Source organism: Streptomyces sp. NPDC029296, assembly GCF_055569255.1.
Map to the genome: position 1 here is coordinate 132,519 of NZ_JBVHXT010000017.1, position 22,049 is coordinate 154,567.

Sequence of the window (22,049 nt, forward strand, 5' to 3'; positions counted from 1 at the left end):
ACACGGGCGCATGTTCGTCTCCGCCGTCCCCGTCCCCCGCCCCCCCCCCCCCCCCCCCCCCCCCCCCCCCCTCCCCCTCCCCCCCCCCCCCCCCCCCCCCCCCGGGGGCCTACGCCGCCGTGGCGACGTCGGACGGACCGGTGAGTTCCTCGACGCCGACGAAGCGGTAGCCGTCGGCGAGCAGGCCCTCGATCACGGCCGGCAGCGCGGCGACGGTCTGGGAACGGTCCCCGCCGCCGTCGTGGAGCAGGACGACCGATCCGGGCCGCACCTGCTCCAGGATGAGACGGGCGATGGTGTCGGCGCCGGGCATCGTCCAGTCGTCGGGCGCGACGTCCCACAGCGCCACCCGGGACCCCGTCTCGGCGAGCCAGTCCAGCACCTCGGGGGTGCGCGCGCCGTAGGGCGGCCGGAACAGGCGGGAGGGAGGTGCGCCGCTCGCCTCGGCGAGCGCCTCCCGGGTGCGCTCCAGCTGCTCGGTGAGCTGGGCCCGCTCCAGTTCGGGCAGGAAGGGGTGGGACCAGGTGTGGTTGGCCACGGTGTGGCCCTGCTCGCGCATCCGGGCCAGTTCCTCGGGGTAGGCACGGGCGTTCATGCCGACGCAGAAGAACGTGCCGGGGACACCGTAGCGTTCGAGGACGTCGAGGACCTGCCCCGTGTACGGCGGCAGCGGCCCGTCGTCGAAGGTCAGTGCCACCTCGCGGCGGTCCCTGCCGCCGTGGCTCACCGCCTGCCCGGCCCGGGTGAGGCGGGCCAGCGCGTCGTGGCTGGAGGCGATCCAGGAGTCGATCTCCTCCTCCCGCCCGGTCTGGGTGCCGCGCGTGCGCACCAGCCGCGTCAGGCTCGGCAGCCGGCTCCGGACCGCCTCCGCGACGACGCGCGCGGGAACGGACCCGAAGTCCGGCCGGACGGGCAGCACAGGGGGATCGGCCCGGTGGACCGTCAGCCCGGCGGCCATGAGCCGTCCGTCCAGGATGCCGTTGGTGCTCTCCACGGCGGTGACCAGCCGGGGACCGAAACCCCGCAGGTAGGCGATCATGTCCGCCGCCCGGCGGGGTGCGAACAGGACGGGGGGACGCAGCTCGTCTCCGTCGGGGCCGAGGACGGCGACCTCGTACCCGGACGGGCTCCAGGCGATTCCCGCGTACGGCACCGGGTCCTGCCCCCGGGCCGGGGACGGCTCAGTGGCCATGGCCGTACTCCGTGAAGTGCCGCTCGGCGAACAGCTCGGGCCACCGTACGTCGCCGAGACCCAGCTCGCGGGCGCGGGTGAGCATGTGGCGCCAGTACGGCTTGACCGGCGGCCACATCGTGTCCGTCGAGCAGTAGGAGGCGTCCACGAAGTAGCGCGGCCTGCCGGTGCGGTCCGGCCGCGGGCGGCGGGCGTGGAAGAGGGCCGAGTGCAGCAGGACCGTGGACCCCGCGGGGAGCGAGTCGACGACCACCTCGCCCGGCAGCGGGTCGGTGCCGTGATGGGCCAGTGCCGACTTGCCGGTGTTCTCCCGGTGGGAGCCGGGCAGCACCGCGAGCGAGGAGACACTCGTGTCGAGCCCGTCCAGGTAGTGCAGGGCATGGACCATCGGCGCGGAGCGGTCGGTCGCCGGACCCTGCTCGAAGTCGTGGTGCCAGGGCTTGCCCGGTACATCGGGGGCCTGCCGGTCGCTGTGCAGGTGGTGGAAGACGAAGTCGCCGCCCATGAGCCGGGAGATCACGGCGAGCAGCGGCCGGTGGCCGATCAGCTCGCCGTGCGCGGGCAGTTCCAGCTCCATTAGGGGCGGGATGCCGTGCCGGTCCGGATCGACGCACGAGGCGATGGAACGGGCCCGGTGTCCCTGGTCGACCCAGTGATCGACCTCGGGCTTGAGACGGGCCACGAGGTCCGGGGGAAGGAACGCGGGCAGGACGAGATAGCCGCGCGAGGCGAACCGCTCGCACTGCTCTGCCGTCGGCTGGAACCCTTCCAGGACCGCGGCGGATGCGGGAGGCGTCATGACGAAGGGAACTCCGTTTCTGAGGTGTGGTGGACAAACGGGTACGCTTGCCGGTAGATGACGGAGCGTCACCTAGCTTGCTTCCGAAGGGAGTTGGATCATCGCCGCGCTGAATCGAAGAGATCTCCGGTCACGCCGCGCGGGCCCGGTGCGGGCGGGGGTTCGCCCGACGGCCGCGGCCTTGGGTCGGGAGCGCTCCGGCAACCGGAGTCTTCAGGCGCTGCGGGCGGCGGGCGCCGGTGCGCCGCCCGGGCGGGAGCGCGGGCGCCGCGAGCGGGCGCGGGACACCGCACGGGCGTCCCGCGCCGGCGGGAAAGGGCGTCACGGACCGGGGAGGGCCCGGGACGTGGTGCCGGCCGGCGGGCCACGGCCGGGCCACGGTCCGCGGCTGGGCCACGGTCCGCGGCTGGGCCACGGTCCGCGGCTGGGCCACCGTCCGCGGCCGGTGGTCCGTGGCCTGCTGCCGGTCGAAGGTCTGTGGGCGGTCCGGAACCTACGGCCAGTCGATGCCGGTGCGGCCACCGCCGGCGAGGCCGGCCGTCTCGGTGGCGCCCCCCGGGCCGGTCGTGCCGGCCGCGCGTATCCGGCCCCCCGGCACCGGCCAGTCGATGTCTCCGTCGCCCTGGCGGATCACGGCGCCTGCGGTACCCGTGGCGCCCGTGGCATTCGTCGCGCCGGACGCGGACACCGTGACGGTGCCGTGGACGGGACCCGGCCAGTCGATGCCCGTGCCGGCCGCGCCGAGGACCGCCGTGGCGAAGGCCAAGGATGTGCCGATGAGCAGGGTGCGGGCAGCTTTCTTCATGATTTCCCCCAGGAGACGACAGAAGCGGTGAAGTGAGCTGAGGCGGGCAGGAGCAGGCCGCAGAGGAACGGGCACTGTCGGGTGCCGGTGGCCGAAAGGAACCGTAGCGAGGCCGGTTGACCTTGGCAAGACATTGCCAATGATTGGCAAGTCTAGACCAATAAAGGCTGCGGTGATCGAAGATTCCCGAGGGTGAGTCAGGCAAGGACTTGCCTGTGATGCGGTGGATCCGTAGACTCTGGCGCGGGGATCTCCCCCGGGGGAAACGGGAATTCTCGTCATTCCGTAGGGCATCGGGCGCGGCTCAATGCCCTGATTCATTGGGAACTAAATGATGGAACAACCGCTGTTCGGCCGGCGTCTCAAGGAGTTGAGGCTTGCGCGCGGGCTCTCTCAGGCATCCCTCGCAGGCAGTGAGATTTCCACCGGCTATTTGTCGCGCCTGGAATCAGGACGGCGCAAGCCCACCGAGCGGGTCGTGGCCTACCTCGCGAAACGGCTGGACGTCGACCGCGGCGCGTTCGAGGTGCAGCCGAGCGGAACCTCGCTCGCCCAGGCCCTCAGCCTCGCCTCGTCCGCGGACGGCGACGAGTCGGTCGAGGCGCTGATGGCCGCCCTCGACCAGTCGGACGAGGCCGACCCGCTGCTGCGCTGGCAGGCGCTGTGGCTGGTCTCCCGCAGATGGCGGCGGCTCGGGGACAAGGCCGAGGAACTGGCCTGCCTGGAACAGCTGGACGAGATCGCCGAGGAACTGGACCTGCCCGAACTGCGCTGCCGGGTATGGGCCTCCCTGGCGCGCTGCCTGCGCTCCATGGGTGAGGTGAACCGGGCCATCGAGGTCGCCGGCAAGGCGGTCCGGCTGGCCAAGGAGGCGCACCTCTCGCTGCCCGACACGGGGGCCGCGCTGATGGCGCTGGTGGCCGCGGAGGCCGAGGAGGGCCGCCTGCCCGACGCCCGCGCCCATGTCGACGAACTGGTCGAACTCGTCGGCGACAGCGGCGGCGTCCTGCAGGCCGAGGCCATGTGGTCGGCGGCGACCGTACGCTTCCGCCAGGGCGACCAGGACGGGGCACGCGCGCATCTGGAGCGGGCGCTGGAGGGCTTCGACAGCCACACCGACCTCACGCTCTGGGTGCGACTGCGGCTCGCCGCCGCGTCGTTGTACCTCCAGAGTTCCCCGCCGCTGGTCGACGGCGCCGCCCGGCGCCTGAAGGAGGCGGAGGCGGCGCTGGGATTCGTGGGCACGCCCCTGCTGAACCAGGAACTGCTGACCCTCAAGGCACACCTGGCCTTCGAGCAGGGCAGCCACGCCGAGGCCCGTGCCCTGCTCGACGCACTGCACGGCGACGAGCTGTGGCTGACCTACCGCGACCGGATCCGCCTCGGTGTCCTCGAAGGGCGTCTGCTCATCCTGGAAGGGCACATGCAGCAGGGGCTGAAGCAGCTCAAGGAACTGGGCGAGGAGGCGCGCCGCGCCTCCAACGTGGACCTGGCCGCCGAGATCTGGCGCATCCTCGCCCAGGCCCTGGAGAGCGCTCAGAGCGTCCGGAACGCCGGATAGGCATGCGGGGGTCCGGCCCGGCGGCACGGGCGGGCCCGGCGACACGGCGGTACGCAGTACGAGGGCCCGGCACACGCGATTGGTCGCGTGTGCCGGGCCCTCGTGCCGTGTACCGCCGTTGCCGTCGCGCCGATGGGGTGCGGGAGTCGGCACCCGCCATATTGCCTAACGTTTGGCAATCTATTGCCAAGCGTCTCCGTGTCCTGCTACGTTTCCGGCGGCGCTAGGCACCGGCACATGACCCGCTCACCTTCAGTAAGGAATCATCGTGGGCTGCCCGTCTTCCAGCACGTTCCCGCTTTTCCGGGCTATCGACTGGCCGTGACCGATGATCCGTCGATTCCCAGTCAATATGTGTCATCGACCGTTTCGGGGGCCGAGGTGAAGATCCTCGTTCTGCATCACCTTCCGTACCGCACGGCCCGCCCCGGCGCGGCCGTCGAGCACCGCCGGCCCGAGCGCGCCGACGCCCCGGCCCCGCGACGGGAGCCGGCCGCGTGAACCGCCCGCGCCACTACCCCACGGACCTGCTGATCGCGGTGGCGCAGGCGCGGACGGCCCTGGTCCGGCAGCCCGGGACGGGCCTCGCCGCACTGCTGCGGGGCGCCGGACTGGCTCATCTGCAAGGGCTGTTCGACGCCGACGAACTCGCCGCGGGCCTCGATGAACTCTGCGGCGGCCTCGCCCAGTACCCCTGGCAACCGGTCGCCGACAGCAACGACGTGTACGAGCTGTCGCCCGTCGGCACCATCGTCGTCGACGACACCCGCCCCGATGCCGTACTGAGAGCCCTGCTGCTGGGCTGGGCACTGGGCAACGACGTCGTCGTGCGTACCGAACGACGGTCCTTCTGGCGGGAGTTGACCGCACTGCTCCGTGCGATCGGGCCACTGCTCCCGGACGCGCGGATCGTCCCGAGCGGCACTCCGGCGGCGGGCGTCCTCGTGTCCGTGCCGGAGCCGACCCCGCTGCCGCCCGACGCCCATGCCGCGTCCGGGAACACCTCGGTGTGGCGTGAGGACGGCCGCGCGGACTGGGTCCGCTCCCTGCGGCGGCGCACCTACCTGCGCGGCATCCCCCTGGCCCGCGCCCGCGCCCGCGAGGAGGCCGCCGCGCAGGGCGCCGCCGCGACGGAACGACTCGACGCGAAACTGCGCTACCTGCTGCACCACGCCCGTCGCTCCCCCTCCTCCCAGGCCCTGCCCCCGGTCCGGTGCATCGCCGACCTGCCCCGCCTGGACACCCTCACCCTGCCGGCGGGCGACGCACCGCACCACGCGGCGCCCGCGACCGTACCGCGCGGCCTCGTCCGCCCGGGCACCGACGATGCCGCCCTGGTGCGCGAGGCGGCCCCCATGCTCCACGCGATGGGACTGCGCGCAGGCGATCGTCTGATCAACACCGTGCCCGGCGGGGAGCCGCACGGCGCCCTGGCGGCGACCCTCACCGAGCGCACTCCGACGCGGGCCGAGTGCCGCACCCCGGCCCGGCCCGTCACCGCGGGCCGGCTGGCGGTCCTCGTGCGGGACATCGGGGCCACCGCCGTCCTGGGCACGCCCGCCCTGCTCGTGCCGCTGCTGCGCACGGCCCACGCCCACGATCCCGGACTGCGCCTGGGCAAGGTGTTCTTCCTCGGCACCCAGATGAGCCCGTCGGACGAGACGTGGCTGCGCACCCAGCTGGGAGCCCACACCGTCTCCGGTGTCCTGACCGCCGCCGACGGCACCCTGCTCGGCTACCGGTGCGCCGAGACGAGCGGTCCGCTGTATCACGTCAACGACGACCTGAGCCATCTCGAAGTGACCGATCGGGCAGGCGCGCCGGTGCCGGCCGGCCAACCCGGAGACCTGCTGGTGACCGGGTTGCAGACGTTCGAACGGCTCCGGATCCGCCACCGGACGGGGGACCGCGGCCGGGTCTTCCGGCACGCCTGCGGCTGCGGGGTCACCGGCCGGGTGCTGGAGTACCACGGCCGGGCCGAAGACTTGCCGCGCGCCGGAGGCCGGGCGGCCGTACGCCACGGCGTGCGCGGCACCGCCGACGGCACGGCACGGTCCGTCACCGGCCTCCGCATGACCTCCGCGTGAGCCCCGGGCCCCTTCCGCGAGCGGGTCCACCGTTCCGGCCATCCGAGGCCGTTCCCGCTCGGCAACCCGCCTCCCGGGCGCGGAGATTCTGCACCTCCCGCGTCACACCCCCGGCCCGTGGCCGGGACCGGATCCTTCCCATGGACTCCACCGGGACCACTGCCCCGCACACCCGGCGCCCCGCCGGCATTCGGCACCCGCCGCCCACCCCACCCACCGGACCCGAGAAGGGGACGACCCCGTGACCGTACTGATCTCCCAGGCCCGCCGAAGGGCGCGGCGCTGGCTCGACATCGCGGCACTGCTGCGCCATGTCCCGGCCGGGACAAGGGCGTTGGCGGTGCTGCTGAACGTGCTGCTCGGCCTGCTGCCCCTGACGTTCGTGGTCGCCATGAGCGTGATGCTGGAGCGGGTCCCGGACGCGGTCGGCGGCGGGCGGGCGGGAGCCTGGGCGGCGCTGGTGACGGTGCTCGGCATCGCGGGTGCCGCGTTCGGCGCGCAGCAGGCTCTCGCACCGTTCCAGGCGGCGCTCGGCGAAGTCGTCGTACGCCACGTCGACCAGCGCTGCCGCGGTGAGCTGATGCGGGCCGCGCTCGCCGAGGCGCCCGCCATGGCGCTGGACGATCCACGCCTGCTCGACCGCTTGGACGTGGCGCGCGAAGCCTTCGACCGGGCCTCGGCCTCACCCGGCGACGCCGCGGCCGGCGGCCTGGCACTGATCGCCCGCTACACCCAACTGGCCGGGGCCGTCGCCCTGGTGGGATACGCCGTCGACCCGGTGGCCGCCGCGGTCATCGGCGTGACGGCGCTGGTCATCCGGTTCGGCCAGCGCGGCTCCCTCGGCGCCTTCGGCGACTTCTACGACGGACTCGCCGCGGACAAGCGCAAGGCCACCTACCTCAAGAACCTCGCCACCGGCACACACGCCGCCAAGGAGATCCGCCTGCTCGGACTGGTCGAGTGGATGCGGGCCCGGCACCGCGCCGACACCACCGCCTACCTCTCGCGCATGTGGCACGGCAGGCGCCGGATCCTCGGCCGCCCGTTCGTCGTGCTCGCCCTCATCGGCCTCGCCGGCGGCGCCGTCACCGTCACCCGGCTGGCCGTCGCCGGGGACGGCGGGGGACTGGGCCTGCTGCGCCTGAGCATCGCACTGCAGGCCGTACTGATCCTCATGCGCTTCGGCGTGTACTTCCCCGAGGCCGACGTACAGACCCAGTACGGGCTGATCGCGCTCGACGCGATGAGGGCGTTCCGCGCCGGCGCCCGCGACCTGCCGGCGCTCGCACCCAGCCGGTCGGTCCCGGCCGCCGGGCTGCCCCGCACCGCCATCCGGTTCGAGAACGTGTGCTTCGGTTACACCCCCGACGGGCCCGCGGTCATCGACGGCCTCGACCTCGAACTGCCCGCGGGCACCTCCACGGCCGTCGTCGGCCTCAACGGCGCGGGCAAGACCACCCTGGTCAAACTGCTCACCCGGCTGTACGACCCCACCGGGGGCCGCATCACGGTCGACGGCCACCCGCTGACGGACATCGACGCCCGCGACTGGCACCGCCGCTTCGCGGTGATCTTCCAGGACTACGTACGCTACGAACTCAGCGCCGCCGACAACATCGCGCTGGGCGCCCCCCACCTCCCCGCCGACGACGACCGGCTCCTGGAGGCCGCCCGGCGGGCGGGCGCGGAGGACGTCATCGAGCGCCTGCCCCAGGGGCTGCGCACGGTCCTGTCCCGCCAGTACGACCGGGGACGCGACCTGTCCGGCGGCCAGTGGCAGCGCATCGGCCTGGCCCGCGCCCTGCACGCGGTGCACTCGGGCGCCTCCGTCATGGTCCTCGACGAGCCCACGGCCCAGCTCGACGTGCGCGCCGAGGTCGCCTTCTTCGACCGCTTCCTCGACCTCACCCGCGGCCTGACCACACTGATCATCTCCCACCGCTTCTCCAGCGTCCGCCGCGCCGACCAGATCGTCGTCCTCGACGGCGGCCGGGTCGCCGAACGCGGCACACACGACGAACTCCTCGCGGCCGGCGGACGCTACGCCGAACTGTTCCGGCTCCAGGCGGAGCGGTTCACCGAGGACAAGGACCAACACCCCGGCCACCGCGAACAGCTGGTGGCGACGACGATGACGGACACGGCCTCATGAAGAACCTCGCCCGCACCGCGGCCTGGCTGCTCGAGCTCGCCTGGACCACCGACCGCGGCCGCCTCCTCAAGGCCGCCGCCCTGCTCTTCCTCGGCTACCTGGCCACTCCGGCCGTCGCCCTCGGCCTGCGCGCCTTCACCGACCGCCTGCTCTTGGGCGACCTGCCGGCCGCGCTCACCGCCGCCGGCCTGATCGCGCTGGCCCTGACCGCGGAACTCATGCTCGGCCACTTCGCCCACCTGTACTACTTCGAACTGGGCGAACGGGCCGAATGGCGGATCAACGACGAACTGATCGGCCACGCCAACGGCACCGACGGCATCGAACACCTGGACAGCTCCGCCTTCGCCGACACCATGATCCTCGTCCGCGAGGACATCCAGAAGACCCGCGCCTACATCGAGGCCCTGCTGCAGATCGCCGCGCTGTCGGTGCAGCTCACGCTGACCACCGTGCTCCTCGGCTCGCTGGATCCCTGGCTGCTGCTCCTGCCCCTTGCCGCGCTGCCCCCCGTCGTCATGGGCCACCGCGCCCAGCGCACGGCCGACGCCGCCAAGGAGAAGGCCGCCGAGCACCATCGCCGAGCCCGGCACCTGCTGCACGTGGCCACCTCCTCCCACTCCGCCCAGGAAGCCCGCCTGTTCGCCGCCGACGAGGCGCTGGTGGGCCTGCACGACCGCAGCTGGCACACCGCGACCCGCCTCATCACACGCGGCCAGCTCGCCGCGGCGGCACTGCGCGCCCTCGGCCAGCTCGCCTTCACCCTCGCCTGCTTCGCGGCCGTCTACCTCGTACTGCGCCGGGCCGCCGACGGCGACGTCAGCATCGGCGGCGTGGTCATGGTGATCACCATGGCGGTGCAGATCAACGTGCAGGTCGCCGCGGCCCTCGGCACGCTCGCCACGCTCCAGACGGCCGGCCTGACCGCTCGCCGCCTGGAAGCCCTGCGCACCTGGCCGGCCCCCGGCCCCGCGTCCGCCGGACCGTCCGCCACCGCGCCGGTCCCCGCGCGGCTCAGGCGAGGCATCCACCTCGAGGGCGTCAGCTTCACCTACCCGGGCACCGACCGCCCGGTCCTGCGCGACGTCGACCTCCATCTGCCCGCCGGGCACACCATCGCCCTGGTCGGCGAGAACGGGGCCGGCAAGAGCACACTGGTCAAGCTGCTGTGCGGGCTGTACCAGCCCACCAGCGGGCGCATCCTGGTGGACGGCGTCGACCTCAGGGACATCCCGCCCCGGGAGTGGAAGGCCCGCGTGGCCACGCTCTTCCAGGACTTCGCGCGTTTCGAACTGACGCTGCGCGAGAACGTGGGACTGGGCGAACGGCACCGCCTCGACGACGACGCGCTGCTCCTCGGAGCGATCGAGAGGGCGGGCGCCGAACGCGTGCTGCGCCGGGTGCCGCAGGGCCTGGACGGGGCACTCGGCCGGGGCTACACCGACGGCAGCGAACTTTCCGGCGGACAGTGGCAGTCCCTGGGCCTGGCCCGCGCCGCGCTGCGCGAACACCCGCTGCTGATGGTGCTCGACGAACCGGCGTCCGCCCTGGACGCGACCGCCGAGCACGCCGTCTTCGAGCGGTACGCCGGCTCCGCCCACGACGTCGGACGCGACGGCGGTGTCACCCTGTTCGTCTCCCACCGCTTCTCCACCGTGCTGATGGCCGACCGGATCGTCGTCCTCGACGGCGGCACGGTCGCCGAACACGGCTCCCACACCGACCTCCTCGCCCGGCGCGGCCTGTACGCCGATCTGTTCACCCTCCAGGCCCGCAGCTACCGCTGAGCCCGGGCGGGGCACCGGCCCCGGACACGGCAGGAGGGGGGCACGGCGACCGCCGTGCCCCCCTCCTCTTCGCCGTCCGCGGACGGTCAGCCGTGCCGCGGCGCCCGGGCCATGCCCGCGCGCACCGCGTCGAGCACCACCGGTGTCAGCAGCGCCCCCACGGCGGGCAGCCGGCGCACCGGGACGATGCGCCGGACGGCCCCGGGGGCCAGTGTGGCGAGCGCCGCACGGGCGGCGGGGCCGGTGAGGTCCAGGGTCGTGCCGCCGCGGCCCTCCAGGTCCGCGGCGATGAAGCCGAGCAGGAAGGACACGATCCACACCTCCGTCAGCACCACCTCGCTGAGCAGGTCGCCGAGCAGGGCGCGCTCCGGGGACCGCGCCAGCGCCTCGCGCAGTCCCTCGTCCAGCTCCCGCTGGGTGACACCGTGCCCGGCCAGGAAGACGCGCGCGGAGCTGCGGACCCTGCCGTCCAGGCTGGACGGGTCGGGGACGCAGGCGTCGGAGTACTGGCCCCAGAAGTCGTAGTACGGCACGGTGCCCAGGCCGCCCAGGACGGACGGCTCGGCCGGCAGCGCGGCCGACCTCGGCGTAAGGAGGCAGGCGGCCCGCCGGGGGCCGTGCACGTTGTTGCCGACGAGGCTGGTGTCGCTGTCGTGGTCGGCGAGCCCCGCCACCGGGATGAGCACGGGTGTGCCCAGGTCGGTGAGGTAGTGCAGCAGCGCCAGGTCGTCGGGGTGGCCGCTGTCCACCTTGGCCCGCACGTACGGGTCGAAGCCGCGCGCGATCTCGGCGGGCAGGACGAGTGCCACGCAGGGCACGTAGTCGTCCACGACCGGCGCCAGGTCGTGCCCGAGCATGGCGGCGAGGCGCACCGCGTACGAGGTGCGCGAGCCCCACTCGGTGAACAGGCTGAGCGCCGCGTCGGGCCGCGCGGCGACCAGGGCGTGCAGCCGGGTGAGGAAGTCCTCGGTGGGCAGCGCGTCGTCCTGGAGGACCAGGTGGTGGGTGGCGTCGGGGGCGACGGCCGACCAGGCGAGCCGCGCGGTGCGCAGCGCGCTGGGCGGGCCGTCCGGTTCCGGGTCGAGTACGACGGTGATGTCGAGGCCGGGGAAGCGGCCGGCGAGGTCGTGGGCCGCCGCGGCCCGCTCGGGATGGCTCATCACGGCGGCGGAGATCCGCACGGGGGAAGGGGACACCTCTGCTCCTGACACTGGGGGAGGGCCGCCGCGACGGGCGGCACCGGAAGGGGAGTGGATACCGCGCTCAGGCGACGGCGGCAGCCGGGACGGGGGCCGCCGGTGCGGTGAGGACCTTCGGCGCGACACGCCCGGCCTCCTTGCGCACCGCCGCGCGGTAGCGCTCGGCCAGGCGCGCGACGGGCGGCAGGAGGTGGCATTCGTCGACCGCGTCGTCCGCGTAGGGCAGGGCGAACCCCGCCAGCGGCAGCACCTCCTCCCAGGCGTGGGGCGCCTGACCGAACAGCGCGTGCACCTCGGGGTCGGCCACGGTGTGGACGCCGTCGCGCCCGGGGCCGAGCAGCGCGCCCACGGCCAGCACCCGGGCACCGCCGACCGTGCCCCGTACGACGCCCAGGCGATGCCCCGCCGCGGCCTCGGCCACCTCCCGTTCGGCCTCGGGATAGAGGCGGTCGGCCTCCAGCCAGCCGCCGAACGCGAGCGCCAGCTCCAGCTCCAGACGCGGCCACTTGGCCAGGTAGTAGCGGTTGGTCTCGGTCGCGGAGCGGTCCTGCGCGGCGAAGTCGCGGCGGTGGGGGAGATGGATGCCGTAGAGGCCCTGCCCCAGGACGATGGGCGTGCCCGTGCGGGAGATCCTGAGCCCCCACTCCTGGTCCTCGGCACCCCACCCCGTGAAGCCCTCGTCCAGCAGCAGACCGTGCCGGCGGATGGTGGACGTGGGCAGGGCCATGAAACCGGTCCGGGTGAACGCCCAGGGAAAGCGGGCGAAGGCGGGTGCGTACTCGGGCGACCAGCGCGGGTCGAGCCGCGAGCGGTCGGCACCGGCGAGTTCGGCGAGGGTGGCGCGGTAGACGTCGTAGGGCTGCTCCAGGACCGTGTCGACGTCGCCGTCGATGACCTCGTCGTAGCCGAAGACCTGTCCCTGGACGCAGATGTTCTGCCCGTGCTGGTAATAGCGTTCCCACAGGGTGCGCAGGGCGTCGGGGGCGAGGGCCACGTCCGCGTCGAGGACCACGACGACCTGCCCGGTGGCGTGTCTGATGCCGAGGTTGCGGGCCTTGCTGGTGTTCCAGTCCTCGGCGGTGAGGACGGAGACGATCCGCAGCCGCCCGGTGAACTCCCGGCACAGGCTCACGAACCCGGGGTCGTACTCCATCGCCCCCACCACGACCTCGAACTCCCGGTGATCCAGGGTCTGTTCGGCCAGCGAGGTGAAGACGGACCTGATGTTCCGCAGGCGCTGCTTGTAGGGGATGACGATGCTGAGCTTCGTATCGGCCATGCGGCAACAGTAAAGCCGCCAGGCAAAAGTTGGCAATGAAATGTTGCCAATCGAGGCAATGTGTTGCCAGTGTCAGTGCCAGTGCCTGGCGGATCCCCGTGGCCGGTCCGGGTGCCCGGCCTCAGGCCAGGGACAGGAACAGCTTCTCCAGCCGGGCCCGCATCTTCTCGCGGTCGTCGCCGTCGGCCGTCCCGGAGTCGGTCAGGCAGTGCTGGAGCCCTGTGGCGATGATCGCGAAACCCGCCTTGTCCAGGGCGCGTGCCGCCGCCGCGAGCTGCGTGACCACCTCCTCGCAGTCCCGCCCCTCCTCGATCATCCTGATCACCCCGGCGATCTGCCCCTGCGCCCGGCGCAGCCGGTTGATCACGGCCTTCAGTTCGTCCGCCGCCATGTCCAGTTCCACTGGGCCCACTCCTCCTCTATACCCCGATGGGTATCCTACCCGGCCGCGACCCAGGGGGGCAGATACCCCGTGGGGTACTCGTGTTACGGTGGCTCGCATACCCCGGGGGGTAATTTCACCAGGAGAGGAGTCCCTGATGTTCTTCGTCGACACCATCGAGCTGGAGGGGCTGGGCAACCGCTGCTACCTGGCCGGCGGCAGGCACACGGCCGTGGCGGTGGATCCGCCGCGCGACATCGACCGGGTGCTCGCGGCCGCCGCCCGGCGCGGGGTGCGCATAACGCACGTGGCCGAGACGCACCTGCACAACGACTACGTCACCGGCGGCCTGGAACTGGCCCGGGTGACGGGCGCCGCCTATCTGGTGCCGGCCGGGGCGCGAGTGGCGTTCGCCCGCGTGCCGGTGGCCGACGGCGACGTGTCCGCCGTCGACGCAGGGCTCGCCCTGCGGGCGGTCGCCACCCCGGGCCACACCCCGCACCACACCTCGTACGTGCTGGAGGACAACGGCGTGCCGGTGGCCGCGTTCACCGGCGGTTCGCTGCTCATCGGCACCGTAGGCCGCCCGGACCTGGTCGAACCCCGCCTGACCGAGCACCTGGCACGCGCCCAGTACGCCTCCGCGCACCGCCTGGCGGCCGAACTGCCGGACGAGACACCCGTGCTGCCCACCCACGGCTTCGGCAGCTTCTGCTCCTCGGGCCAGGCCGAGGGGGACGCCACCACGATCGGCAGGGAGAAGGCGGGGAACCCCGCGTTCACCACGGACGCGGACACCTTCGTCACCCGTCTGCTGGACGGACTCGACGACGTCCCCGCGTACTACACGCACATGGGCCCGGTCAACGCCGCCGGGCCCGCCCCGGTGGACCTCACCCCGCCGTCCGTCGTCGACGCCGCGGAGATCGCCGCGCGGCTGGCCGCGGGGGAGTGGGTGGTCGATCTGCGCAACCGGATCGCGTTCGCCGAAGGGCATGTCGCCGGTTCGTTCAACTTCGAGGCGGACGGCAAGCTCGCCACCTACCTTGCCTGGACGATCCCGTGGGGCAAACCGGTGACGCTGCTCGCCGAGTCCCCTGCGCAACTGGCCGACGCCCAGCGCGAATTGGTCCGGGTCGGCATCGACCGTCCCGTGGCCGCCGCCACCGGGACACCCGAGCGGTGGGTGCCGGCCGGAAGCCGGCCGGTGTCCTTCCCGCGGTCCACCTTCGCCGGACTGGCCGGGCGCGGTACGGACGACGTGGTCGTCCTCGACGTACGACGGGCCTCGGAGCGAGCCGCCGGCCACATCGGGGGTTCCGTGCACATCCCGGTGCACGAGCTGCACCGGCGGCTGGGCGAGGTACCGGCCGGCACGGTATGGGTGCACTGCGCCGGCGGCATGCGCGCCGCGATCGCGGCCTCGCTGCTGGACGCCGCGGGCCGGGACGTGGTGGCCGTGGACGACCGGTTCGACGCCGCCGCGGCAGCCGGACTCGACGTGATCACCGGCTGAGCCGGACAGCCCCGAACCCCCCCGATTCTCCGAGAGGTTGAGCGATGACCTTCTTCCGGCGCGGCACGGACCGCGTCACCGGCGACGAGACCCCCCGGTGTACCGGCGGCGCGGATGCCCGGCCGGCCCCGGCGGACGTCCGCGAGGAAGCCGCGCGGCACACCGGCCACGCGCCCGGCACCCCGCACATACCGCACGGGAACAGAGGCTCCCTGGCATGACCGGCCTCGTTCTCGCGCTCGCCGCGGGCGCCGTGGTCGGCCTCGCCCTCGGCGGGCTCGGTGGCGGCGGCAGCGTCCTGGCGGTGCCCGCCTTGATCTACCTGTTCGGCCGCACTCCGGCGGAGGCGACCACCGCGAGCCTGGTCATCGTCACCCTCACCTCGGTGACGGCCCTGACCGGGCACGCCCGCGACGGCCATGTGGCCTGGCGCACCGGGCTGCTGTCCGCCGCCGCCGGCATCGTGCCGGCCATGCTCGCCGGAGCGGCCGCCGGCCACCTGCCGCAGTCCGTACTCACCGCGGGCTTCGCCTGTGTCGCGGGCCTGGCCGCCTTCCGGATGCTGCGCCCCGGGCGGCAGCAGCCGCCCGGCCCCGTCCGCCCGGCACAGGCCGGCGCCGCCGGAGCCGGGCTGGGCGCGGTGACCGGGTTCCTCGGAGTGGGTGGCGGCTTCCTCGCCGTACCCGTCCTGGTCGGCGTCCTCGGCCTGGCCATGCGCACCGCCGTCGGCACGAGCCTCCTGGTCATCACGGTCAACTCGCTGGCCGCGCTCACCGCACGCGCCGGCGCCGGGACACACCTGGACTGGGCGGTGACGGGACCCTTCACCGGAGCGGCGATCCTCGGCGCCTGGGACGGCAAACGCCTGGCGAAGAAGGTGGCGGGCGAGACGCTCCAGAAGGTCTTCGCCTGCGTCCTCCTCGCCGTGGCCGCGGCCATGCTCGCCGACGTACTCCTCTGACCGTACGCACCCCGCCGAGCCGCACGGCCCGCCGGCCGGGGAGAACCATCCTCGACCCGGCCGTGCATACGCCGTGCCGCGCGGCGGCCTGTGCCCGCCGGAACCGACCGCACGCGTCGGGTGACCGGCACCGACCCCACCAGATCCACCGCACACGCCGGCCCGGCGGGACCCCCGGCCGTCCCGCCCCCGGCGGCACCGACACACCACGGAGACCTCTGCCATGACCGCACACACCACCCTCGACCCGCGCCAGGCCCGTTCCCGACTGCACGAGCTGACCGTCATCGACGTCCGCACCCCCGGTGAATACGCCGGCGGACACCTGCCCGGCGCCCTCAACATCCCGCTCGACCGACTCGACCGGGCCCTGCCCGACATCCGCACCGCCGCCGAGCGCGGCGACATCCTCGTCGTGTGCGCCTCCGGCGCCCGCTCGGAGAACGCCTGCCGCGTCCTCGCCGCCCACGGCATCGCCACCGCCACCCTCGCCGGAGGTACCGGCGCCTGGGCGGCCCAGGGCCACGACCTGCACCGGCCCGCGGGGACCCCGAAGACGGCCTGGAGCATGGAACGCCAGGTACGCCTCACCGCGGGTGCGCTCGTCCTGCTGGGCCTCCTGCTCGCCCTGACCGTCCACCCGGCCTTCGGGCTGCTGTCCGCCGCCATCGCCGCCGGCCTGGTCTTCTCCGCCTTGACCGACACCTGCGGCATGGCGGCCGTACTCGCCAGGCTGCCCCACAACCGGCCCCGCCGGGCGGACCTGGACGCCACACTCCTGCGGCTGCGCGACCCCCGCTACGGCACGTCCCGGTAAGCGGGCCACATCGCCCGTCGCATCCCCCGGCCCGGGGCCAGCCGTTGACGGTACGGCCAAAGGCGCCCGTCGTGGACCTCGGCGCGTCGGGCGGCGGCGCGGTGAGGCGGGCGACGGCGAACGGGAAACCGCGCATCGGCCGCGGGGCGCCGTTCTCCGCGGCGCAGGAACCGATGGCGGACAGCGACTCGCCGGTGGTGACGGTCCTGGTGCCGGCCCGCTGGCCGCCGACCGCCGGGCCGGTCCCCGGGGTGCTGTCCGGGGCGATGACGGCGGCGGTCGGGGCGGCACCGCGACCGGCGGGCGGCACGGACCGCCGCCGGACGTCCAGGCTCGTCCACACGACCGGGGCGCGACCGGGCAGGCGCCGCCCTCGACGGAGGCCGTCCTCGGCCGCTGCCCGGCCAGGGTGAGGACGTCGCCGGCCGACACGTGGAGGCCGTCGGCCGCCCCGGTGGACGGCACCACCGCCGCGTCGCCGAGGGCGCCGCCGTCGGGGGCCGCGCCGAAAGGCTGTCCGACCAGGCCGCCGGTACCCGCCGCCACCTCGCCGAAGGCGCCGTCGTGCCCCACCCGGCCCGCGTCGCCGACGAGTTCACCGACGGTGGGTGAAGCCTTCCGGTGGGACCGGGTTACTTGGTGTCGACGCGTCCGACCGGGCCGGACCCGCCCGTCAGGGCCTGGCACGCCGTCCGCCAGGCGGGGTCGGCGGGCCGGAACCGGGTGCGCAGGTAGGCCGACGTGAGGTGCCCGAGGGCGGTGACCAGCCCGGGGTTCTCGTCGGTGGTCTCGGCGGCGTCGTAACCGGAGACGCCGCCGAGCAGGTGCTCGGCGCCGAACAGGGTGAGCAGCGTCTTGGGCGCGGGGGCGAGGCGGTACGGATCGGCGTGCCAGTCGGGGCCGATGTCGGTGAAGTGCCGGGAGTCGTCCTTGTCCCCGGCCACGACCAGGGCGGGGGTGGTCATCGTGGAGAAGTCGGTGGTGTGGAAGAACGGCGCCTGTGCGGCCATCCATCCGTTGAGGACGTCGCCGCCCCGGCCCGGTGCGGCCAGCAGCACGCCCGCCTTGATCCGGGGCTCGGCCAGATCCACCTGCTCCCCGGTGCCGGGGTCGGTGATCCGGGCGCCCAGCAGCAGTGCGGCGGTGTGGCCGCCGAGGGAGTGCCCGGCGACCGCGACCCCGTCGTGGTCGATGCGCCCGGCCAACTGCGGCACGGTGTCCTCGATCTCGTCCAGCCGGTCGAGTATGTGGCTCATGTCCTCGGCCCGCGAGCGCCAGAAGAAGGGGCCGCCGGGGGCGCCGGCGAGCCGGTGGCCCAGCGTCCGGGAACTGAGGTGGGTCGGCTGGACGACGACGAACCCGGCCGCCGCCCAGAGGTTGGCGAGGGGCGCGTACCCGTTCAGCGAGGAGAGGTGGTGGGAGCCGCCGTGGCCGTGCGAGAGCAGGATGACGGGCAGACCGGTCCCGGTCGCGGGTGCGGAGACGCGGACGTGGAGGTCCACGGGCCGTCCGGGCACGGACAGGACCACCGGGCTGTACGACAGCACGGGTGCGGACGGGCCGAAGACGGCGGTGGTGTCGATGGATGCGCTCATGGCGGAGTCCCTTGTGCGGCCCGCGCCGCTGGCGGCTTCGGCCGGGCGGCGGCAGGCGGGTGGTGGGGTACGCGTCCGCCCGAACCGAAGCGGAACATCGTTCCGCTTATTGAACGGAACGATGTTCCGCTTTGTCAAGCGCCACTGCCCCGTGCCGCCGCCCCGTGCCGTCGTACCCGGCGAGCGGCCGGGCTCAGCGGACGGCGAGGGCGACGATCTGGGTGACCGCCTCCTTGTCGAAGTTGTCGTCGCTGACCAGGACCAACGTGCGTTCGCCGGACGGCAGGACGGGCCCCCATGTCATGCCCTCGGTGTTGTCGACGGTGGACAGGCCCAGGGTGTGGAAGTCCGCGACGAGCTTCTTGCGCATCGGTACGACGCGCCGCCCGGCCAGGGAATCCATCGCCCGCACATCGGTGGCACCGCGCGTGCTGGTGTCGTAGAGGCGGATCTTGTATCCCGAACCGGCGACCCAGGTGCGTTCGAGCACGAGGTAGCGGTGGGGGTCGTCGAGGAAGGCGAGGACGGACGGGACACCGGTGTCCGGACCCCACGGGCTGCTCGGATCGGACGCGGCGAAGATCTTCTCGATCGGGTAGGCGAACTGCCCGAGCACCCGCCCGCCGCGGCTCTGCCGCGTGACCCGCACGAGGGCGCCTTGGTCGACGTCGGGGACCGGCCCGTCCTGGGTCAGCGGGCCCTCGACGACACTGGTCACGACGCTGCCCCGGGCACCGAAGGTGAACGCCTCCAGTGACTGGTTGCGGCGCGGCCCGCGCTCGGCCGTGGCCATGTCGTAGTTCCGCGGCAGCGGCAGCCGTCCGAGGTAGGCGCCGGTGCGGGAGGCGAACTGGAGGGACGGCTGGATCGTCGGTGCGCCCGCCGTCGTGGGCCGGTCGCCCTCCTGGGCCCACCAGTAGTGGCACTCGCGCGGGTCGACGCGGATCTCCTCCGGGTCCACGGCCTTGCCGTCACCGGCGGCCGGCGACGAGTAGACGGACCCGTCCGGCCCGCGGAACGGGTGGGTGCCGGTGAACTCGACGGAGTGCACCCCGCGGGCGTCCACGTCCACCTTGGCGGTGTAGAAACGGGCGGGCTGAAGGGAGGAGCGGTCGTCGCTGATGAACACGTACTGGCCGGTGCACGGGTCGCGGTCGACACCGGAGAGACCGCCCACCGTGGTGCCCCGGAAGTCGGTCTTGTGCGCGACGATCTTCTCGCCGAGCAGCCGAGCGTGTACCGCCCGCTCCGATCGACGGTCGGGTGTGCCGGGTTGGGCCGCAGCGCTGACGGCGGGGGCCAGCGTGGACGTCAGAAGCAGAGCGACGGCGCACGCCCGGCGCAAGAGGGAAGCTTTCATGTCGGCGATCATGCAGTGCCCCACGCCCGTGACGCAGTCACCCACACGAGTGTTGCCGCCCGGACCCGCCGTCACGGTCACCCGTGCGGGGCGGTGCCGAAAGAGCGTGCGCTGGGCGGCCGAGCCCCTTGCCCCGTGGGGCGGGACGGGGCAAGGGGCAGGGCGCCCGTCGACCGGCGGGGTGGCTCAGACGCCGGCGATCGACTGGATCCAGGAGCGGTACGCCGTCACATTGGTGTACGCCGTGTTCGTCTGGCGGTCGCTGGTGGAGGCGACGCCGACCTGGACGCCGTTCGCCATCATCGGGCCGCCGGAGTCACCGCCGGCGGTGATCCCGTTGCCCCGGTAGGCGCAGATCGCGGAGCCCCCGTAGGCGTCGGTGCAGCCGCTGGAGACGGTGACGTTGGCGACCTTCAGGTAGCGGGACTGGCAGTTGATCTCCGAGCCGCACTGGGAGGTGGCGCCCCAGCCGTACACCTGCACGCTCTGGCCGACCCGCACGGTGCCGGGCTGCCCCAGACTGGCGTAGGTCGCCGAGACGGAACGGTCGAGGCGGACGAGCGCCAGGTCCGCGCTGTGCGTGTAGGTCTGGACGCCGTTGGCCACCGTGCCGCCGCTGTACTGGTCCAGGCTGCCGATGCGGAACGACAGATTGCCGCCGCTCACACAGTGCTTGGCGGTGAGGACCCAGGTCGGGGCGATGATCGTCGCCGTACAGGTCTCCTGACCGTTCGAGTACAGCCGGGCTGCCCAGGGGCCGCTGCCGGCGTACCCGCCGCCGATGATGGGCTGGGGACCCTTGGTGACGGCGGGCGCCGTCGTCGGCGCCGCCGAGGCGGTGGGGGCGAAGAGCGCGAGGAGGGAGACCGCCGCCGCCGCGAGAGCGGGCGCAAGCCTTGATATACGCAAGGTTCCTCGATCCGGATATCACGTCTGGGGACGTGTACTTGTGGGGAGTACGGCCTCGCGGCCGTGTCCACGGGAGAGGCCGCCGGACGGCCTCTTACGTCATGGACATGCCCTAGCTTCGGGAAGGAACCGTGACGGGGGTACTAGCACTTCCCCATAACATCGCGTTATGGCCCACGCGCGCGGCACGAAGCCCCTAGGGTGAAGGGGCCAGGAGCCTCCGGAGCACCTGCGACCGGAGCTTGACGCGACGGCTGAAGCGGGCCCGCGCGAGCCCGCTCCAGGGGGTGCACATGCGACGAGCCATCGTGATGGGCGGGAGTTTCGCCGGGCTGCTCGCGGCCCGGGTGCTGGCCGACCACGCGGAGGAAGTGGTCGTGGTCGACCCCGACGGCACGGACGGCTCCGGGCAAGGGGCACCGCACAGGCGGCAGTTGCACGCGCTGCTGTCGATGGGCCACGCACAGCTCGACCGCCGGCTGCCCGGCATCACCGAGGCCCTCCTGGCCGGCGGCGCCCAAGTGGGCAGAGGGTCCCAAGTGCAGTACTACGTCGACGGAGTACTCAAGGCGTGCCTGCCCGACAACACCCTGCTGGGCGCCACCAGGCCGTTCCTGGAGGAGCATGTGCGCCGGCGCGTCCTGGCGCTGCCCAACGTCACGGTGGTGCCGGCGCGGGCCCGCGACCTGCTCTTCGCCGGCACCCGCGTCTCGGGCATCCGCCTGCTGCCCGTGGCGGACACCGAACGGCCCGATGCCCCCACCGAGCTGACCGGAGACCTGGTCGTCGACGCCATGGGCCGCTCCAGCCGGCTCGGCACGTGGCTGGTCGGGCAGGGATGGGACTGCGCGCCCATGGACCGGATGCAGGTGGACCTCGGCTACGCCACCGCCGCGTTCGACCGCGGGGACGAACTTCCCGGCACGGTGGTCGTCCACGCGACACCGGGACCTGCCAACGGCTACCAACAGCACCTCAGCGAACCCGGCGCGCTCGTGGCGGTAGAAGGAAACCGATGGTCGGTGGTCATGGTCGGATACGGCGACTACCGGCCCGGACGGGACCCCGACGCATTCCTGCGACGCATGCGCCGGTGCGTCACCCCGCTGCGCGAAGTGGCCGACCACTGCCGTCTGGACGGGGACATCGAGACGTTCCACTTCAGTGAGAGCCGGAGGCGCGACTTCACCCGCCTCGGACGCTTCCCCGGGGGACTGGTCGCCGTGGGCGACGCCGTCACCTCCGTCAACCCCATCTACGGCCAGGGACTCACCCTGGCGACGCTCGCCGCCTCCTCCCTGTCGGCCCATCTGCGCTCGGGCGCCTCTCCGCACGCCCCGGCCTGGGGCTACTTCCGGCGCCTCCGCGTCGTCGTGGACGCGGCATGGAAGATCTCCGCGGCCGCGGATCTGGCCCAGCCGCACGTGACGGGCCCCTATCCTCCCGGCTACCGGCTGCTCCGCTGGGTCAGCGACAAGGTGGTGGAGGCGTCCGTGATCGACCGCACCGTCAACGAGGAGTTCATGGCCGTGGTCAACATGCGCAAGCACCCCCGCGCCCTCACCAGCCCGCGTCTCCTCCTGCGCACGGCACGGGTTCTGGCGCTTCCTCGGTGATGAAGTCGCCGATGCTCTGGAGTGCTTGTCGG

General features: G+C 73.4%; 20 protein-coding genes. 11 read left to right on the plus strand and 9 right to left on the minus strand.

What is annotated here, in order from left to right; genetic code table 11:
• Positions 1-109: 109 nt before the first annotated feature.
• The 3 genes from ACZ4W9_RS17295 to ACZ4W9_RS17305 form a co-directional block, all read right to left on the minus strand.
• Entirely contained in the window at positions 110-1,192 is a 1,083-nt protein-coding gene (locus ACZ4W9_RS17295; RefSeq protein WP_467936445.1) for a polysaccharide deacetylase family protein, read from the minus strand.
• A complete protein-coding gene (locus ACZ4W9_RS17300; RefSeq protein WP_467936447.1) occupies positions 1,182-1,991 on the minus strand; it encodes a phytanoyl-CoA dioxygenase family protein in 810 nt (269 codons plus the stop codon). The genes ACZ4W9_RS17295 and ACZ4W9_RS17300 overlap by 11 nt, the downstream gene beginning before the upstream one ends.
• Before the next feature lie 493 nt (positions 1,992-2,484).
• The gene (locus ACZ4W9_RS17305) at positions 2,485-2,796 is read right to left on the minus strand and encodes a hypothetical protein (RefSeq protein ID WP_467936449.1); all 312 of its coding nucleotides are present in this window, start codon (positions 2,794-2,796) and stop codon (positions 2,485-2,487) included.
• A 334-nt stretch (positions 2,797-3,130) separates the two neighbouring features.
• Here ACZ4W9_RS17305 and ACZ4W9_RS17310 point away from each other — a divergent pair, with 334 nt between their 5' ends.
• The 5 genes from ACZ4W9_RS17310 (at position 3,131) to ACZ4W9_RS17330 (ending at position 10,383) form a co-directional block, all read left to right on the plus strand.
• Entirely contained in the window at positions 3,131-4,357 is a 1,227-nt protein-coding gene (locus ACZ4W9_RS17310; RefSeq protein WP_467936520.1) for a helix-turn-helix domain-containing protein, read from the plus strand.
• A gap of 321 nt (positions 4,358-4,678) precedes the next feature.
• Positions 4,679-4,858 (plus strand): hypothetical protein, encoded by a 180-nt coding sequence (locus ACZ4W9_RS17315; RefSeq protein ID WP_467936451.1) that lies wholly within the window; start codon positions 4,679-4,681, stop codon positions 4,856-4,858.
• Positions 4,855-6,444 (plus strand): phenylacetate--CoA ligase family protein, encoded by a 1,590-nt coding sequence (locus ACZ4W9_RS17320; RefSeq protein WP_467936453.1) that lies wholly within the window; start codon positions 4,855-4,857, stop codon positions 6,442-6,444. The genes ACZ4W9_RS17315 and ACZ4W9_RS17320 overlap by 4 nt, the downstream gene beginning before the upstream one ends.
• 241 nt (positions 6,445-6,685) lie before the next feature.
• A complete protein-coding gene (locus ACZ4W9_RS17325; protein WP_467936455.1) occupies positions 6,686-8,596 on the plus strand; it encodes an ABC transporter ATP-binding protein in 1,911 nt (636 codons plus the stop codon).
• Positions 8,593-10,383, plus strand: coding sequence for an ABC transporter ATP-binding protein (locus ACZ4W9_RS17330; RefSeq protein ID WP_467936457.1), 1,791 nt, complete (start codon positions 8,593-8,595; stop codon positions 10,381-10,383). The genes ACZ4W9_RS17325 and ACZ4W9_RS17330 overlap by 4 nt, the downstream gene beginning before the upstream one ends.
• 86 nt (positions 10,384-10,469) lie before the next feature.
• On the opposite strand, the gene ACZ4W9_RS17335 is transcribed toward ACZ4W9_RS17330, so the two are convergent.
• The 3 genes from ACZ4W9_RS17335 to ACZ4W9_RS17345 form a co-directional block, all read right to left on the minus strand.
• On the minus strand, positions 10,470-11,579 hold the full coding sequence (locus ACZ4W9_RS17335; protein WP_467936459.1) for a hypothetical protein: 1,110 nt from the start codon (positions 11,577-11,579) through the stop codon (positions 10,470-10,472).
• Positions 11,580-11,646: 67 nt separating this feature from the next.
• Positions 11,647-12,861, minus strand: coding sequence for a glycosyltransferase family 2 protein (locus tag ACZ4W9_RS17340; protein ID WP_467936460.1), 1,215 nt, complete (start codon positions 12,859-12,861; stop codon positions 11,647-11,649).
• A 121-nt stretch (positions 12,862-12,982) separates the two neighbouring features.
• Positions 12,983-13,264, minus strand: a complete 282-nt coding sequence (locus ACZ4W9_RS17345; RefSeq protein ID WP_467936462.1) for a metal-sensitive transcriptional regulator — start codon at positions 13,262-13,264, stop codon at positions 12,983-12,985.
• Between the two features lie 136 nt (positions 13,265-13,400).
• Here ACZ4W9_RS17345 and ACZ4W9_RS17350 point away from each other — a divergent pair, with 136 nt between their 5' ends.
• The 5 genes from ACZ4W9_RS17350 to ACZ4W9_RS17370 all read left to right on the plus strand — a co-directional run bounded on the left by ACZ4W9_RS17350 (position 13,401) and on the right by ACZ4W9_RS17370 (position 17,149).
• A complete protein-coding gene (locus tag ACZ4W9_RS17350) occupies positions 13,401-14,759 on the plus strand; it encodes a rhodanese-like domain-containing protein (protein ID WP_467936464.1) in 1,359 nt (452 codons plus the stop codon).
• 44 nt (positions 14,760-14,803) lie between these two features.
• On the plus strand, positions 14,804-14,980 hold the full coding sequence (locus tag ACZ4W9_RS17355; protein ID WP_467936466.1) for a hypothetical protein: 177 nt from the start codon (positions 14,804-14,806) through the stop codon (positions 14,978-14,980).
• Positions 14,977-15,720, plus strand: coding sequence for a sulfite exporter TauE/SafE family protein (locus ACZ4W9_RS17360; protein ID WP_467936468.1), 744 nt, complete (start codon positions 14,977-14,979; stop codon positions 15,718-15,720). Before ACZ4W9_RS17355 ends, ACZ4W9_RS17360 begins: the two co-directional genes overlap by 4 nt.
• A gap of 223 nt (positions 15,721-15,943) precedes the next feature.
• A complete protein-coding gene (locus ACZ4W9_RS17365; RefSeq protein ID WP_467936470.1) occupies positions 15,944-16,537 on the plus strand; it encodes a rhodanese-like domain-containing protein in 594 nt (197 codons plus the stop codon).
• A 432-nt stretch (positions 16,538-16,969) separates the two neighbouring features.
• On the plus strand, positions 16,970-17,149 hold the full coding sequence (locus ACZ4W9_RS17370; protein WP_467936472.1) for a hypothetical protein: 180 nt from the start codon (positions 16,970-16,972) through the stop codon (positions 17,147-17,149).
• A gap of 20 nt (positions 17,150-17,169) precedes the next feature.
• Here the strand turns inward: ACZ4W9_RS17370 and ACZ4W9_RS17375 are convergent, their stop codons facing one another.
• The 3 genes from ACZ4W9_RS17375 to ACZ4W9_RS17385 form a co-directional block, all read right to left on the minus strand.
• Positions 17,170-18,132, minus strand: a complete 963-nt coding sequence (locus tag ACZ4W9_RS17375; RefSeq protein ID WP_467936474.1) for an alpha/beta hydrolase family protein — start codon at positions 18,130-18,132, stop codon at positions 17,170-17,172.
• A 193-nt stretch (positions 18,133-18,325) separates the two neighbouring features.
• A complete protein-coding gene (locus tag ACZ4W9_RS17380; protein ID WP_467936476.1) occupies positions 18,326-19,492 on the minus strand; it encodes an esterase-like activity of phytase family protein in 1,167 nt (388 codons plus the stop codon).
• Positions 19,493-19,678: 186 nt separating this feature from the next.
• The gene (locus tag ACZ4W9_RS17385; RefSeq protein ID WP_467936478.1) at positions 19,679-20,401 is read right to left on the minus strand and encodes a S1 family peptidase; all 723 of its coding nucleotides are present in this window, start codon (positions 20,399-20,401) and stop codon (positions 19,679-19,681) included.
• A 293-nt stretch (positions 20,402-20,694) separates the two neighbouring features.
• Here ACZ4W9_RS17385 and ACZ4W9_RS17390 point away from each other — a divergent pair, with 293 nt between their 5' ends.
• Positions 20,695-22,017, plus strand: coding sequence for an NAD(P)/FAD-dependent oxidoreductase (locus ACZ4W9_RS17390; protein ID WP_467936480.1), 1,323 nt, complete (start codon positions 20,695-20,697; stop codon positions 22,015-22,017).
• The last annotated feature ends 32 nt before the right edge of the window (positions 22,018-22,049 follow it).

Bases quoted from the DNA above. Each gene is read 5' to 3' on its own strand.
- ACZ4W9_RS17295 (WP_467936445.1), bottom strand. From the start codon at position 1,192: ATGGCCACTGAGCCGTCCCCGGCCCGGGGGCAGGACCCGGTGCCGTAC.
- ACZ4W9_RS17300 (WP_467936447.1), bottom strand. From the start codon at position 1,991: ATGACGCCTCCCGCATCCGCCGCGGTCCTGGAAGGGTTCCAGCCGACG.
- ACZ4W9_RS17305 (WP_467936449.1), bottom strand. From the start codon at position 2,796: ATGAAGAAAGCTGCCCGCACCCTGCTCATCGGCACATCCTTGGCCTTC.
- ACZ4W9_RS17310 (WP_467936520.1), top strand. From the start codon at position 3,131: ATGGAACAACCGCTGTTCGGCCGGCGTCTCAAGGAGTTGAGGCTTGCG.
- ACZ4W9_RS17330 (WP_467936457.1), top strand. From the start codon at position 8,593: ATGAAGAACCTCGCCCGCACCGCGGCCTGGCTGCTCGAGCTCGCCTGG.
- ACZ4W9_RS17340 (WP_467936460.1), bottom strand. From the start codon at position 12,861: ATGGCCGATACGAAGCTCAGCATCGTCATCCCCTACAAGCAGCGCCTG.
- ACZ4W9_RS17350 (WP_467936464.1), top strand. From the start codon at position 13,401: ATGTTCTTCGTCGACACCATCGAGCTGGAGGGGCTGGGCAACCGCTGC.
- ACZ4W9_RS17355 (WP_467936466.1), top strand. From the start codon at position 14,804: ATGACCTTCTTCCGGCGCGGCACGGACCGCGTCACCGGCGACGAGACC.
- ACZ4W9_RS17360 (WP_467936468.1), top strand. From the start codon at position 14,977: ATGACCGGCCTCGTTCTCGCGCTCGCCGCGGGCGCCGTGGTCGGCCTC.
- ACZ4W9_RS17365 (WP_467936470.1), top strand. From the start codon at position 15,944: ATGACCGCACACACCACCCTCGACCCGCGCCAGGCCCGTTCCCGACTG.
- ACZ4W9_RS17375 (WP_467936474.1), bottom strand. From the start codon at position 18,132: ATGAGCGCATCCATCGACACCACCGCCGTCTTCGGCCCGTCCGCACCC.
- ACZ4W9_RS17380 (WP_467936476.1), bottom strand. From the start codon at position 19,492: ATGAAAGCTTCCCTCTTGCGCCGGGCGTGCGCCGTCGCTCTGCTTCTG.
- ACZ4W9_RS17390 (WP_467936480.1), top strand. From the start codon at position 20,695: ATGCGACGAGCCATCGTGATGGGCGGGAGTTTCGCCGGGCTGCTCGCG.